Annotated in this window: 13 protein-coding genes; 9 read left to right on the forward strand and 4 right to left on the reverse strand. The window is 70.6% G+C overall.

Annotated features, from left to right (window positions below; all coding sequences use genetic code 11):
• The first annotated feature begins 18 nt into the window (after positions 1-18).
• Positions 19-1212: an MFS transporter gene (locus BLT28_RS26380; protein WP_030427194.1), complete on the forward strand. Its 1194-nt coding sequence runs from the start codon at positions 19-21 to the stop codon at positions 1210-1212.
• Here BLT28_RS26380 and BLT28_RS26385 read toward each other — a convergent pair.
• Together BLT28_RS26385 and BLT28_RS26390 are read right to left on the reverse strand one after the other, a co-directional pair.
• Positions 1181-1936, reverse strand: a complete 756-nt coding sequence (locus BLT28_RS26385; protein ID WP_030427193.1) for an ABC transporter permease — start codon at positions 1934-1936, stop codon at positions 1181-1183. The two genes, BLT28_RS26380 and BLT28_RS26385, sit on opposite strands and share 32 nt — an antisense overlap.
• Entirely contained in the window at positions 1933-2850 is a 918-nt protein-coding gene (locus BLT28_RS26390; protein WP_030427192.1) for an ABC transporter ATP-binding protein, read from the reverse strand. Before BLT28_RS26390 ends, BLT28_RS26385 begins: the two co-directional genes overlap by 4 nt.
• Positions 2851-2964: 114 nt before the next feature.
• Here BLT28_RS26390 and BLT28_RS26395 point away from each other — a divergent pair, with 114 nt between their 5' ends.
• The 6 genes from BLT28_RS26395 to BLT28_RS26420 are packed head-to-tail and all read left to right on the forward strand — an operon-like array spanning position 2965 to position 8287.
• Positions 2965-4086 carry a sensor histidine kinase gene (locus BLT28_RS26395; RefSeq protein WP_052406862.1) on the forward strand — a complete coding sequence of 374 codons (1122 nt, stop codon included), beginning with the start codon at positions 2965-2967 and terminating at the stop codon, positions 4084-4086.
• Entirely contained in the window at positions 4083-4688 is a 606-nt protein-coding gene (locus BLT28_RS26400) for a response regulator transcription factor (RefSeq protein ID WP_030427190.1), read from the forward strand. Before BLT28_RS26395 ends, BLT28_RS26400 begins: the two co-directional genes overlap by 4 nt.
• A gap of 57 nt (positions 4689-4745) precedes the next feature.
• A complete protein-coding gene (locus BLT28_RS26405; RefSeq protein WP_052406861.1) occupies positions 4746-5924 on the forward strand; it encodes an efflux RND transporter periplasmic adaptor subunit in 1179 nt (392 codons plus the stop codon).
• Complete coding sequence (locus BLT28_RS26410) at positions 5921-6616, forward strand: ABC transporter ATP-binding protein (protein ID WP_030427188.1); 696 nt, start codon at positions 5921-5923, stop codon at positions 6614-6616. The genes BLT28_RS26405 and BLT28_RS26410 overlap by 4 nt, the downstream gene beginning before the upstream one ends.
• Complete coding sequence (locus tag BLT28_RS26415; RefSeq protein WP_030427187.1) at positions 6613-7812, forward strand: ABC transporter permease; 1200 nt, start codon at positions 6613-6615, stop codon at positions 7810-7812. The genes BLT28_RS26410 and BLT28_RS26415 overlap by 4 nt, the downstream gene beginning before the upstream one ends.
• A 7-nt stretch (positions 7813-7819) precedes the next feature.
• A complete protein-coding gene (locus BLT28_RS26420; RefSeq protein ID WP_052406860.1) occupies positions 7820-8287 on the forward strand; it encodes a DUF5666 domain-containing protein in 468 nt (155 codons plus the stop codon).
• Here BLT28_RS26420 and BLT28_RS26425 read toward each other — a convergent pair.
• Positions 8262-9101, reverse strand: a complete 840-nt coding sequence (locus BLT28_RS26425) for a serine hydrolase (protein ID WP_231950435.1) — start codon at positions 9099-9101, stop codon at positions 8262-8264. The genes BLT28_RS26420 and BLT28_RS26425 overlap by 26 nt on opposite strands.
• 100 nt (positions 9102-9201) lie before the next feature.
• Here BLT28_RS26425 and BLT28_RS26430 point away from each other — a divergent pair, with 100 nt between their 5' ends.
• Complete coding sequence (locus tag BLT28_RS26430) at positions 9202-10404, forward strand: glycosyltransferase (protein WP_030427184.1); 1203 nt, start codon at positions 9202-9204, stop codon at positions 10402-10404.
• Here the strand turns inward: BLT28_RS26430 and BLT28_RS26435 are convergent.
• A complete protein-coding gene (locus tag BLT28_RS26435) occupies positions 10385-10795 on the reverse strand; it encodes a winged helix-turn-helix transcriptional regulator (protein ID WP_030427183.1) in 411 nt (136 codons plus the stop codon). The two genes, BLT28_RS26430 and BLT28_RS26435, sit on opposite strands and share 20 nt — an antisense overlap.
• Positions 10796-10901: 106 nt before the next feature.
• On the opposite strand from BLT28_RS26435, the gene BLT28_RS26440 reads away from it, so the two are divergent.
• Complete coding sequence (locus BLT28_RS26440) at positions 10902-11600, forward strand: SDR family NAD(P)-dependent oxidoreductase (protein ID WP_052406858.1); 699 nt, start codon at positions 10902-10904, stop codon at positions 11598-11600.
• Positions 11601-11632: the final 32 nt, after the last annotated feature.

An 11632-nucleotide genomic window follows, 5' to 3' on the forward strand; every position in this document is an offset into this window, starting at 1 on the left:
GAAAGGAGGGGATACGTGATCAACAACAGGATCGCCGTCTTCGTCGTGTTCGCGCTCAACGGCGCCGCCTTCGGGTCGTGGGCACCCCGGATGCCCGCGCTGGCCGAGAGCCTGCGCGCGGAGCCGGGCACGCTCGGGCTCGCGCTGCTCGGGGCGAGCGTCGGCATGGTGCTCGCCGCCTCGTTCTGCGGTGGTGTGGTCGAGCGCGTCGGCGCGCGGGTCGGCATCGCCGTTCCGCTGCTGGTCGGGGCCGCCGCACTGCCGGTGATCGGCCTCGCCGGCTCGGTCGCCGCGCTGGCCGGGGTGCTGTTCGTGCTCGGCGCGGCGGTCGGCGTCGTGGACGTGGCGATGAACGTGGCGGGCGTCGCGGTGGAACGCGCGGGCGGCAAGGCGATCATGCCGGTGCTGCACGCGGGGTTCAGCGTCGGCGCGATGCTCGGAGCAGGCGGCGCGGCGTTGGCGGCCGGGCAGGGCTGGTCGATCACCGCACACCTGGGCGTCGTCGCGGTGATCACCGCACTCGTGCTCTTCGCGGTGATCAGATCGGTGCCCGCGACCGCGGCGGCGACCGCCGAACAGCCGGCCGCGAACGGGAAGGTGGCGCGGCGACCGGTGCTGTGGCTGCTGGCCAGCATCGCGCTGTGCTCGGCGATCGCCGAAGGCGGCAGTGCGGACTGGTCGGCGCTGTTGCTGGTCACCGAGCACGGGATGAGCCAGGGCGCCGCCGCGCTCGGTTACGCGGCTTTCTCGCTGGCCATGGCGGTGGCGAGGTTCGCGGGAGCGTGGACGCAGAACCGCTTCGGCGCCGCGAGAACCCTTGCAGGGGGCTCGGTTCTGGCTTCGGTCGGACTGCTGCTGGCGGCGTTGCTGCCGGGCGGTGGCTACCCGGGCTTCGTGCTCGCCGGAGCCGGTCTGGCCGCGGCGTTCCCGATCGCGCTCGGCCTGGCCGGGGCGGCGGGCAGGCGGGCGGACGGCAGCGGCGGGGAGCGCGAGATCGCGTTCGTCTCCGCGCTGGCCTACAGCGGTTTCCTGCTCGGGCCGCCGATGATCGGCGGGATCGCGCAGCTGACCTCGCTGTCGATGTCCTTCGTCGCGGTCGGGCTGACCACCGCGTTGATCGCACCGGCCGCGGTGGCCGCGACCCGGTCCCTTCGCAGGGAACGAGTCGCGGCCGAGGAGGTCAGGCCCGTGGTTCCCAGCGGAACCACCTGAGCGCGGCGTAGACCGCGATCACCGACCACACCGCCGAGGCCCCGACCGCGGGCCCGGCGGCCAGGAACTGGTCGGCGAAACCGACCGCCCTGCCGTCCCACGTCGTGCCGAGCCAGCCGGTGCGCAGCAGTTCCGCGATCCCGCCGCCGGGAAGGGCGACGGAGATCCAGTGCACCGTCTGGCTGTCCGCCAGGAACGAGCTGGTCGCTGCCCCCGCCGCGACCATGAAGACCGGCAGCGTGGTGATCTGCGCGTTCTCCGGGGTCTTGGTGAACACCGTGGACGCCATGCCCGCCGCGGCGAACAACGCCAGTCCCACCAGCACACCGACTGCGAACAGGAGCGGGTTGTTCGGGATGGGCGCGCCCGCAGAGATCGCGATGATCGTGAGCACCAGCGACTGCGCGAAACCCAGCGCCAGCACCGGCCCCACGGTGCCGGCGAGCACGCCGAAGTCGGTCAGCTCACCGCTGCGCAGGCGCTTCAGGAACAGGTCCTGCCTGCGCGCGGTGAGCGTGGTGGTGATCGTGATGTAGACGGTCATCAGCAGCACCAGCATGATCTGCAACGTGACCACGACGCCCCAGCCGCCCCCGCCGAACGAGGTGCCCTGGTAAGCCATGTAACCGCCGAGCCCGAGCGGGAACACGATCGCCATCACCATGACCGACCTGTTGCGCCACAACAACTTCAGCTCGGTAGCCCCGAGCGCCAGCACCCTCATGCCGCAGCTCCCGTCCGCTCGGCCACCTGGTGGAAGACGTCTTCGAGCGAGGCGTGGTGCGCGCGCAGGCGCCCCAGGTCCACCCCGCGCCGACCGGCCCAGCCCAGCAGCAGGCTCAGGTCCTGTTGCAGGTCGCTGGAGTTCATCTCGATCCGGCCCGCGCGGTTGGCGAAGTTCGACATCCCGGGCAGCGCGGGCAGTTCCGTCACGGCGATCCCGTCCGGCAGGTCGAAGGCGATCCGCGCCGGATGGGTCTCCAGCACCTCGGCCAGCGTCCCGTGCACGCTGATCCTGCCTTCGTCCATGATGGACAGACGGGTGGCCAGCGTCTCGGCCTCTTCGAGGTAGTGCGTGGTGAGCAGCACCGTGGTGCCCTCGACGAGCAGACCGCGCACGACCTCCCACGTGCGCTTGCGCGACTCCGGGTCCAGTCCGGTGGTGGGCTCGTCCAGGAACAGCACCTCCGGCTTGTTGAGCACGGCGAGCGCCAGGTCCAGCCGCCTGCGCTCACCTCCGGAGAGCTGCTTCACCGCGACCTGGGCGCGGTGGCCGAGATCGAGCAGGTCGAGCACGTCCAGCCGCCCCCGGCGGGCTGTGGTGACCTTCCCCCACAGCTGGAGCGTCTCGGCGACGGTGAGGTCACCGGCGAAACCGCTCTCCTGCAACATGATCCCCGTTCGCGGCCGCAGCAGCGCGCGGTCGGCGAAGGGGTCGAGGCCGAGCACCCGCACCGTGCCGGCGGACGCGCGCCGGTGCCCCTCAAGGGTTTCCACCGCTGTCGTCTTTCCCGCGCCGTTCGTGCCGAGCAGGGCGTACAGCTCGCCCGGACGGACTTGCAGGTCGATGCCCCGCACCGCCTCGAACGAGCCGTAGGCGCAGCGGAGCCCGACGGCGTCGATCGCGTAGTCGTTCACGGGACAAAGCCTGCTCCGCGGCGGTCCTGGCCAGTAGTGCGCGCGGTCATCACTCCGGGCGGCACCGCGCGTTGCGGCCGTACTGACAAATGTCATCGGCAGTAGCGTTGCCCCGTGCCGTCACCGGAACCGTCCCTGGAGAAGCGGCTTCGCGCCGTCCGGGCCTACACCAAGTGGTCGCTGCTGCTGAGCGTGCAGGTCTTCGCCGGACTGCCGCTGTTCGTGGTGGCGTTCGCCGATGTGGACTGGTGGCGCGTTCCCCTGGTCGCGATGCAACTCGTGTTCATGGTGCTGGTCGGACGCCTGACGCTGCGCGGCATGAGCGAGTACGGCTGCGTCCGGCCGAGCGATCCCCAGCTGCTGATCACGCTCGGCCTGTCGTTGGCCTCGTGCGCCGCCATGGTGAGCATCGTCAACATCGGCGTCTCCGCGTGGGCGGCGTTCAGTCCGGCAGCCGCGGCCAGTGCGGCCGCCGCCGTGCTGCCGTCCCCGCTGCGCTGGGTGCAGTCGGCGATCATGGCGGGGCTGACGTCCTTGATCACGGTTGTCCAGCCGAACTACTACTGGCTGACCGCCGCGATCGTCGTGGTCATGATCACCGGGGTGACGGTGACGCAGGCGTGGCTGTGGGACGTCACGGAGCAGGTCAACGCCGCGCGCGCGACCGAGTCGGAGCTGGCCGTCGCCAACGAACGACTGCGGTTCGCCGCCGACCTGCACGACGTGCTCGGGCACAGCCTCGAAGTCATCGCGATGAAGGCCGAGCTGGCGGTGCGGCTGCCCGACGACGAACGGGCCCGCGCCACCATGGCCGAGGTGCGGCAGACCGCGCACGACGCGCTCAGCGAGGTCCGGGACGTGGTCCGCGGCTATCGGCGGGTCGACCTGTCCACGGAGCTGGGCGGTATCCGCTCGCTGCTCGAAGCGGCCGGAATCACTTGCGGGATAACGGGTTCCTTGCCTTCGGCGCAGCAGCCCCTGTTCGGAGCCGTGCTGCGCGAGGCGGTCACGAACGTGCTCCGGCACGCGGCGGCGACACGGTGTGAGATCACCTTCGACGGACCGCGGGTGACCGTGGTCAACGACGGTGTCGCCGACAGCGCTCAGGACGGCACCGGCACCGGACTGACCGGGCTCGCCGCGCGGGTGCACGCGGTGGGCGGCCGGTTCACCGCGGGCGCCGAACCGGGCGGGACGTTCCGGGTGAGCGCGGAGATCCCCGAGGAGAAGCCGTGATCAGGTTGCTGCTGGCCGACGACGAGCACCTGATCCGGGGCGCGGTGGCGGCGCTGCTCGCGCTGGAGCCGGACATCGACGTGGTGGCCGAGGTCGCCGACGGCCCGTCCGCGCTCAAGGCCGCCAAGGAGCTGCTGCCGGACGTGGCCATGGTCGACCTGGAGATGCCGGGCATGGACGGGCTCGAACTCGCCGAGGCGCTGCGCAACGAGCTGCCGAAGACGCGGATCGCGATCGTCACCAGGCACGCGCGGCCGGGTGTGCTGCACCGCGCGCTCAACGCGGGCGTGCTCGCGTTCGTGCCGAAGACCGCGCAGGCCCAGTCGCTCGCGGACGTGGTGCGCAAGGTCAACGCGGGCCAGCGCTGCATCGACCCGGACCTGGCGACGCAGGCCCTGCTGGCCGGGCCGTGCCCGCTGACCCCGCGCGAGCTGGACGTGCTGCGGGAGAGCCGGGCGGGCGCGACCGTGCAGGTGATCGCGCAGCGGCTGCACCTGACCCAGGGCACCGTGCGCAACTACCTGTCCACGGCGATGACCAAGCTCGACGCCGAGACCCGGTACGAGGCCGCTCAGCGCGCGTGGGAACTCGGGTGGCTGTGACAGGTCCGTTATCGCGCATACAGGTAATACCCAGCTAACGCACAGAGGCTGCGGCGCATGAGACGTGCCGTACTGATCAACACCGGGTTGATCGTGATCGTGCTGGTCGCGGGCTTCTTCACGGTCCGCTTGCTGTTCCCCGGCCAGGCGGCCCAGGGAGCGGCGCCGCGCACGGTGCCGGTCACCACGGGTTCGGTCAGCGCGACCGTCTCCGCGGCCGGGACCGTGCAGAGCGCGTCCACGGTCGGGGTGAACTTCGGCACGAACGGGACCGTCAAGAAGATCTCGGTCAAGGTCGGCGACAAGGTCAGCGCAGGTCAGGAGCTTGCCAGGCTGGACACGACCGCGTTGCAGAGCAAGGTCGACCAGGCCGACGCGAGCCTGGACGCCGCGGAGGCCTCGCTCGCCGCGGTGAAGTCCGACGACGCGGCCACGCTCGCCCAGCGCAAGAGCCAGGTCACACAGGCCAAGGCGGCGCTGACCGAGGCGAAGGCCAACCTGGCCGCCGCGGTGCTCAAGGCGCCCGCGGAGGGCACGGTGGTCTCGATCTCCGGTTCGGTCGGGAACCCCGCCACGTCCGGTTCCTCCGGCGGCGGTTCCTCCGGCGGCTCCTCTTCCTCTTCTTCCTCCTCGTCCGGCAACGCCGCGTCGAACACGACGAGCGGCTTCATCGTGCTGTCCGACCTGGTCAACTTCCAGGTGAAGGCGAACATCGCGGAGATCGACATCTCCCGGTTGAAGGCCGGTCAGGACGCCACGGTGACGATCAACGCCTTGCCGGACAAGCAGTTCCCGGCGAAGGTCAACCAGATCGACCTCACGCCCACGACCAGCGGAAACGTCGTTCAGTACGGCGTGACGCTGAACCTGGACCAGGTGCCGGATGGGCTCAAGCCGGGACAGTCCGCCAGCGTGCAGGTGGTGGTGGCCAAGGTCGACAACGCGCTGACCGTGCCGAGCTTCGCGGTCCAGTCCACCGGTGGCACGCACCGCGTGACGGTGTGGAGCAACGGCCAGCAGACCCTGCGCACGGTCCAGGTCGGGGTGAAGGGCGAGCAGTCCACGCAGATCACGTCTGGGCTGACCGAGGGCGAGCTGGTCGTGATCCCCACGGCGACGGCGAACAGCACCCAGCAGCAACAACAACTCCCCGGCGGACGCGTGACGTTCGGCGGTGGCGGTGGCGGCGGTGGCGGCTTCGTCGGAGGCGGCGGCGGTCCGGGTGGCAACCGATGACGGCTCCGGTCATCGAGATCACGGGCCTGCGCAAGACCTACGGCAGCGGTGACACCGCCGTGCACGCGCTGCGCGGCGTGGACCTGACCGTGCACCGCGGCGACTACGTGGCGATCATGGGCGCGTCCGGCTCGGGCAAGTCGACGATGCTGAACATCCTCGGCTGCCTCGACGTGCCCAGCGGCGGTCGCTACAGGCTCGACGGCATCGACGTCGGCAGCTTCAACGAGACCCAGTTGTCCTTGCTGCGCAACAGGAAGCTCGGCTTCGTCTTCCAGTCGTTCAACCTCATCCCGCGCGTTTCCGCGCTGGGCAACGTGGAGCTACCGATGACCTACGCGGGGCTCGGCCGCAAACAGCGGCGGGAGCGGGCGGAGGCGGCGTTGCAGCTCGTCGGGCTCAGCGAGCGCGCACACCACATGCCCAACGAGCTGTCCGGCGGCCAGCAGCAACGGGTCGCGGTGGCGAGGGCACTGGTCAACGCGCCCGCACTTGTGCTCGCCGACGAGCCGACCGGCAACCTGGACAGCAAGAGCAGCAGCGATCTCCTAGGCGTCCTCGGCAGGCTCAACGCGCTCGGCAGGACGATCGTGATGATCACGCACGAGAACGACGTCGCCGCGCACGCCCGCCGCGTCGTCCGGCTCGTCGACGGCGAGATCGTCTCCGACCACCGGCAGGCACCGCTATGAGCGTGCTGGAGGTGCTGCGGTTCGCCGTGAAAGGCTTGCTGGCGAACAAGATGCGGTCGGTGCTGACCACGCTCGGGATCAGCATCGGCGTCGCCGCGGTGATCTTGCTGACCGCGGTGGGCAACGGGGCGTCCAAGGCGATCGAGAACAGCATCGCCGGGCTGGGCACGAACCTGCTCACCGTCTCCCCGATGCGCGGCGGAGCCGCCACCGCACCGAGGCCGCTGACCGTCGCGGACGCGGAGGCTCTGGCGGACAAGCGGATCGCGCCGGACATCCGAAGCGTCTCGCCCGTCGTCGCCGCACAGGCGACCGCGACCTACCGCGGTGTCAGCCACAGCGTGGGGCAGGTCATCGGCACGCGCCCCAGCTACTTCGACGCCACCAACAGTGCGGTCGGCTCGGGAGCGTCGTTCTCCGACAGCGACGTGACCGAGGCGCGCAAGGTCGTGGTGATCGGGCAGACCGTCGCCCAGGAGCTGTTCGCCGGGGACGATCCGCTCGGCAAGCAGATCCAGTTGAACAACATCCCGTTCACCGTGGTGGGAGTGTTGGCGCAGAAGGGATCCAGCGGCCTGCAGAACGCCGACGACACGGTGGTGGCGCCGCTGACCACGCTGCAGTACGCGCTGACCGGGACCGGCAGCCTCAGCCAGGTGGTCGTGCAGGCGCAGTCCGCCGACGTGATCACGGCCGCGCAGAACCAGATCACCGCCGTGCTCAACCAGCGGCACGGCATCACCGGCTCGGCCGCCTCCGACTTCCGCGTGCAGAACCAGCAGCAGCTGCTCAGCACGCGCACGCAGGCGGTGGACGTGTTCACCACGCTGCTCGCCGCCGTCGCGGGGATCTCCCTGCTGGTGGGCGGGATCGGCATCACCAACATCATGCTGGTCACGGTCACCGAGCGGATCCGGGAGATCGGCATCCGCAAGGCCATCGGCGCCCCGCGCGGCGCGATCTCCGGGCAGTTCCTCGCCGAGGCGACGCTGCTGAGCATGGTGGGCGGCGCGATCGGGGTCCTCGTCGGCTGGCTGGGCAGCCGGTTCAGCTTCTCCGGGATCCAGCCGGAGGTGCTGCCGTCCTCGGTGCTGCTGGCCTTCGGCGTGTCCGTCCTCATCGGACTGTTCTTCGGCAGTTACCCGGCGAGCCGGGCGGCCCGGCTGCGCCCGATCGAAGCCCTTCGGCATGAGTGAGGCTGGCATGTCCACCGACCCCGAGAAGCTGCTGACCAGCGAACTCGACACCGACGACCTGACCGAGCGGCTCGCGGCGGCCGGTCGGGGCACGAGCAGGCTGACGCTCACCCTGGCCGCCGCGGCGCTCGCCGTCGTGTCCTTCCTCGGCGGCGTCGCCATGCACTCGGCCCTCGGCGGTCGCTCCTCCGCGCGTCCGGCGCAGGCACAGCAACAACCGCAGCAGCAACAGCAGCCCGGGCGCGGCGGCACCGCGGGCACGATCGACCGCATCGAGGGCGACACGGTCTACCTCAAGGCCCGCGACGGCCAGGAGATCAAGGTCGTGCTCGCCGGGCAGACCTCGGTGATGATCACGCAGCGCGGCTCCGCCCGCGACCTCGCTCCCGGAGACACCGTTGCGGTGCAAGGAGAACGGGCCGCCGACGGAACCGTGACCGCGCGTCAGATCACCGAGCAGCCCGCCGGGCGCTAGCCGCGAGGACGGACTTCGTCAGCGCGGTGATGCGACCGGCTGCCGTTGCCCACGTCGTGCCTTCCGGGTGCAGGGTCAGCACGACGACGATCTCGCGATCCCCTTCGCCCACAAGGCCGGACGTGTGCAGGGCAGGGCTGCGCAGGTCGATCTCGTTCACCTCGGCGCCTTCTCCGGTGACGACGCACTTCTCGTCGCGTGGCGGGTCCGGATAGCCCGACCAGCCCTGTTTGACCGCCCAGGGGCGCGGCAGCGCGCGGGGGATGCCGAAGTACTGGTCGCGCTCATCGGTCGCGCACTGCGTTGCCTTGCGGAGGTTGTCGAGGACGAAATCGCGGAACGAGTGCGGTGCCCGCTCCAGCAGGTACCGGTAGATCTTGACGACGTCGGCGGCGCTGACCGCGGTGCGGCCCCACCAGTTCGGGTCCGCGGGCGGCTGCGTCTCGGTGAGGCCGATCAGCGCGGCCATCCGGTGCACGATCGCGTTGAAACCGTTGCGCTCCCAGAGGATCGACGCGGCGGTGTCATCACTGGACCGCAGCATCGGCTCCAGCAGCGCGAGGTCGATGTCGGGCACGGGCGAGCCGACTCCCCTGCCGTTCAAGTAGTCCAGCGCTATCAGGATCTTCACGATGGAGGCCGACCGGAACTGCATCGTGGCCTGGTGCTGCACGGTCATCTGGCCGGTGTGCCGGTCGAAGACCGCGAATCCCGTCGTCACCCCGGGCGGGATCTCCACCACGGGCGCGGCATCCGCCTGTGGGCCTATCGCCGTGCTCAGCGCGACTGCCGCCGCGACCACTCTGGACCTCACGTCGCCTCCCTCGTCCGGGAAATCCGAAGCTAGGTCGCGAAAACGCGTCAGGTCTGCGGTCTTCAGCGGAGGCCGAACATTCCGCCGGTAGTTTCGGTCTATGCCGATACTTGTCTACGCACCCGGCTCGCGCGGGGACGTCGCTCCCTTCACCGGGCTCGGCGTGCGCCTGCGCGAAGCCGGGTACGAGGTCGCGATCGCGAGCTACGACGAGTTCGGCGGCTTCGTCCGCGAAGCCGGGCTGGAGTTCCGGAGCATCCCCGGCGACCCGCGCGGCATCGGTGCCACCCCGGAGGGCCAGCGGTGGCAGGAGGGCGGCGGTGGGCCTCTGGGCACGCTGCGAATGATCAAGGCGTTCCGCTCGCACCTGGCTGAGCTGAACGAGGGCATCCTCGCCGCGGGCGCCGAGGGTGCGGATCTGCTGCTGTCCAACAGCATGGCGGTCTTCACGGCCTATCACGTCGCGCGGGAGCTGCGTGTTCCCCTGCTCGCGACGCCCTTGCAGCCGTGGGTGCCGACCGCGGACTTCGCGCCGGACATGCTGGTCCCGTTCCAGCTCGGCGCGTGGGGAAACCGCGCCGTCGGTCGGATCTCGCTGCTCACAGGCGAGTACGTGATGGGTGCGAAGCAGCTCGGCGCGCTCACCACGTCCGTCATGCGGCGTGAACTCCGCGTGATCAACGGCTTCAGCTCGGTGGTGGTGCCCCCGCTCAGCGACTGGACCGAGGACGAGAACGGCGTCGGCTTCTGGTGGCCCGCGAGCAGGCCCGACTGGGAACCGCCCGCTGCGTTGGCGGACTTCCTCGCCGCGGGTCCGCCGCCGGTCTACATCGGCTTCGGCAGCCGGGAGTTCTCCGATCCGGCCCGGCTGAACGACCTGGTGGCGCATGCCGTGAAGCTCGCGGGAGTGCGCGCCGTGGTGCAGAGCGGATGGGCTCGCCTGGAACTCAACGGCGATGACGTGCTGACCATCGGCGAGGCCCCGCACGAGTGGTTGTTCCCGCGCATGGCCGCCGTGATCCACCACTGCGGCGCGGGCACGACCGCTGCGGGGCTGCGCGCGGGGGTGCCGGCCATCGGCGTTCCGGCGATCACCGACCAGCCGTTCTGGGCGAAGCGCCTGGAAACCATCGGCGCGAGCCCCGGCTGGGTCCCGTTCGGCGAGCTGACCGCGGAGCGCCTGGCCGCGTTGATCACGGAAGCTCCCCGGCACGCCGAGCGCGCCCGGGCGCTGGGCGAACTGGTGCGGGCCGAGGACGGGGCGAGTGAGGTCGTGCGGCGGGTCAGCCGTCTGCTCGGGTGAGCCCGGCGTCGTAGTCGTGGCGGTTCGCCTCGATCTCGTCGATGTGGTCCGCCGCCCACGTCGCCAGCTGGAGCGCGGTGCCCAGCAGCGTCCGCCCCAGCTCGGTGAGCGTGTACTCGACCTTGGGCGGCACCGACGGGTGCACGGTCCGGCTGATCAGCCCGTCGCGTTCGAGCTGCCGGAGGGTCAGCGTCAGCATCCGCTGCGAGATCCCGGTGACCTGCCGGTGCAGCTCGCCGAAGCGCATCGTGCCGTCCCGGAGGGTGCCGATCACCAGCAGCGTCCACTTGTCGCCGATCCGCGAGAGCACTTGGAGGACCTTGCGGCAGGTCTCCTCGTCGGCGTCGCCCCGATCGGCGAGAACCGTCCACGCCGCGCCCAGCTCGGTCATCACGCACCCCCGTGTTCGTCACGCACATTCATGTGCCTTCTTGTGCGGCGATCCAATGCTTACTCATGATGCGTTTACGCACAACTAGTAACTATTGGAGGAACACGTGACCAAGACCGTCGCGGTCGTCGGGGTCGGACCGGGCGTCGGGCTCTCCACGGCGAGGCTGTTCGGCAGCAAGGGCTTCCGGGTCGGCCTGATCGCCAGGAACGAGGAGAAGCTGGCCGGCTACGTCACCGAGCTGCGCGCCGAGGGCATCGACGCGCGGGCCCATCCCGCCGACATCGCCGACCACGCGCGCCTCGCCGCCGCGCTCGCGGAGATCGGCGAGGTCGACGTCCTCGTGTTCGGCCCGAACGTGGTCGACATCGACGAGCTGCAGTTCCCCACCGAGCTGACCGTGGCCTCCGTCCGGCAGCAGCTCGACGTCTACGTCCTCGGCGCGATCACCGCCGTGCGCCAGGTGCTGCCGGGGATGCAGGCGCGCGGCGAGGGAACGCTGCTGTTCAGCACGGGCGCCTCCGCCGCCCAGCCGGTCCCGATGCTGGCCAATCTCGGCATCGCCATGTCCGGGCTGCGCAACTACGTGCACACCCTCAACGCCGAGCTGGCGCCGAGCGGCATCCACGCCGGCACGCTCACCGTCTGCGTCCGCGTCGAGAAGGGCGCGGGCGAGGCCGACCCGGACGCGATCGCCGCGCGGCACTACGCCATGTACACCGACCGCGATCGGGCCGAGGAGATCATCGGCGACCTCGACTTCATCGCCACCGCCGTGAAGCAGCTCCCCGCCCGGCGTACCTGATTGGGCATTTGCCGCCGAACCGCGCATGTCGC

It is taken from the genome of Allokutzneria albata (assembly GCF_900103775.1).
GTDB lineage: Bacteria > Actinomycetota > Actinomycetes > Mycobacteriales > Pseudonocardiaceae > Allokutzneria > Allokutzneria albata.

Coding starts and splice junctions, on each gene's coding strand:
- BLT28_RS26415 (WP_030427187.1), top strand. CDS start 6,613: ATGAGCGTGCTGGAGGTGCTGCGGTTCGCCGTGAAAGGCTTGCTGGCG.
- BLT28_RS26435 (WP_030427183.1), bottom strand. CDS start 10,795: ATGACCGAGCTGGGCGCGGCGTGGACGGTTCTCGCCGATCGGGGCGAC.
- BLT28_RS26405 (WP_052406861.1), top strand. CDS start 4,746: ATGAGACGTGCCGTACTGATCAACACCGGGTTGATCGTGATCGTGCTG.
- BLT28_RS26420 (WP_052406860.1), top strand. CDS start 7,820: ATGTCCACCGACCCCGAGAAGCTGCTGACCAGCGAACTCGACACCGAC.
- BLT28_RS26385 (WP_030427193.1), bottom strand. CDS start 1,936: ATGAGGGTGCTGGCGCTCGGGGCTACCGAGCTGAAGTTGTTGTGGCGC.
- BLT28_RS26410 (WP_030427188.1), top strand. CDS start 5,921: ATGACGGCTCCGGTCATCGAGATCACGGGCCTGCGCAAGACCTACGGC.
- BLT28_RS26430 (WP_030427184.1), top strand. CDS start 9,202: ATGCCGATACTTGTCTACGCACCCGGCTCGCGCGGGGACGTCGCTCCC.